The following is a 1,671-nucleotide window of genomic DNA, read 5'->3' on the forward strand; positions in this document are numbered from 1 at the left end:
AATACTGTAAACAACGCTACTAGTTTCTACATATCAGGCTTCGGCAACCGAATCACGCGAGAAGGTTTTCTCGCAATAATGGCATTTCAAACGTGTCTGACCATTATGTGAACGGACATAAAAACGGCTGATGACCGGCTCGCCATGACTGGCACAATTGGTATTCGGGCAGCGGAATACTTCTGAAATTTCGTCCGGCAATGACAAATGCTGTTTGTCGATCACTTTAAACTGATCGATTTTGTTTACCACTGCTTCAGGGGCAAATAAAGCCAAACGGTTGGCCGCATTGGCATCCAACCATACGCCGCTGACTTTGATAATGTCTTTGCTTCCTTGCGTTTTGCTGGGCAAATTAAAGCCGACCGTAACCGCACTGCCATAATGCAGCAGCTTAAACTGTCTTAGAATGGCCAAGCCTTTACCGGCAGGAATATGGTCAATTACCGTACCTTGTTCAATCGCTTCAACGCTGAGTTTTGAGTTTTCCATCTCTCGCTCCTTAAACTTCTTCGTTCAATACCAAAGACAAAATCGCCATCCGTGCATACACGCCATTGGTTGCCTGTTCAAAATAATAGGCATGAGGTGTTTTATCTACATCCGGATGAATTTCATCTACCCTCGGTAAAGGATGCAAGACGCGCAAATTGGGTTTGGCGTTTGCCAACATTGACGCATCAAGATTGAACTTACCCTGAATTTTGGCAAATTCCTGCTCATCAAAACGTTCGCGCTGAACACGGGTCATGTACAAAATATCCGCCCATTCGACCGCTTCTTCCAAGCTGGACAAAACTTGGTAAGGGCAACCAGCCTCCTCCAGCTCTTCAGTAATATAGTCCGGCATCGCCAAGCTGGGAGGGGAAACAAATGCAAACTCACAACCCCAACGCTTCAGTGCCTGACACAATGAGTGTACTGTACGGCCATATTTCAAATCACCGGCCATCGCAATTTTCAAATTGCTCAAGCTACCTTGTGTTTCATAAATCGTTACCAAATCCAAAAGCGTCTGGCTCGGATGTTGGTTGGTACCATCACCGGCATTAATCACAGGTACGCTCGAAAACTCGGCCGCCACACGGGCCGCACCGTCTTTAGGGTGTCGCTGAATAATCGCATCCGTATAGCTAGAAATAATCCTCGCAGTATCTGCAAGCGTTTCACCCTTTTTCGCGCTGGTATTCGCACCATCAGAAAAACCGATAACTTTCCCACCCAAACGCTGTACCGCGGTTTCAAAAGACAAACGCGTACGGGTGGACGGTTCAAAAAAGCACGATCCAATCAATTTACCCTCAAGCAAATCTTCACGAGGCTGCTTTTTCAACTTCAAGGCCGTCTGAAGCAGCAATTCGAGCTGCTCCGTCGTCAAATCTGAAATTGAAATAATATGTTGCCGATAAAGCGGATTAGGCATGACCATTCCTTCCCATAAAAAAGCCCGCAACAGGCGGGCGTTTCAAGCAAACCGATTCCATCGTTGCCCGACATCATCCTCGTCGGACAATCACAACCATGTTCCTACCACACCCATGAAATCTTCCGCATTATCGCATATTTAACAGACGGCTGCTTCTTTCAAGTTTTCAGACGGACTGAGACCCAAGCACAGGGATTCGGCTGTTTTCAGTTATTACCCAATGTAAAGTCTCCATTTGTCCAGGT

General features: G+C 46.6%; 2 protein-coding genes. Both read right to left on the reverse strand.

Annotated features, from left to right (window positions below; translation table 11 throughout):
* Positions 1–33: 33 nt before the first annotated feature.
* Positions 34–492 carry an aspartate carbamoyltransferase regulatory subunit gene (gene pyrI / locus HMPREF2872_RS04040; protein WP_003684689.1) on the reverse strand — a complete coding sequence of 153 codons (459 nt, stop codon included), beginning with the start codon at positions 490–492 and terminating at the stop codon, positions 34–36.
* Between the two features lie 10 nt (positions 493–502).
* The gene (gene pyrB / locus HMPREF2872_RS04045) at positions 503–1,423 is read right to left on the reverse strand and encodes an aspartate carbamoyltransferase (protein WP_003684701.1); all 921 of its coding nucleotides are present in this window, start codon (positions 1,421–1,423) and stop codon (positions 503–505) included.
* Positions 1,424–1,671 lie beyond the last annotated feature (248 nt).

The sequence above is a fragment of the Neisseria sp. HMSC069H12 genome, assembly GCF_001812735.1.
Classification (GTDB): domain Bacteria; phylum Pseudomonadota; class Gammaproteobacteria; order Burkholderiales; family Neisseriaceae; genus Neisseria; species Neisseria subflava.

Bases quoted from the DNA above. Each gene is read 5' to 3' on its own strand.
- pyrB (WP_003684701.1), bottom strand. From the start codon at position 1,423: ATGCCTAATCCGCTTTATCGGCAACATATTATTTCAATTTCAGATTTG.
- pyrI (WP_003684689.1), bottom strand. From the start codon at position 492: ATGGAAAACTCAAAACTCAGCGTTGAAGCGATTGAACAAGGTACGGTA.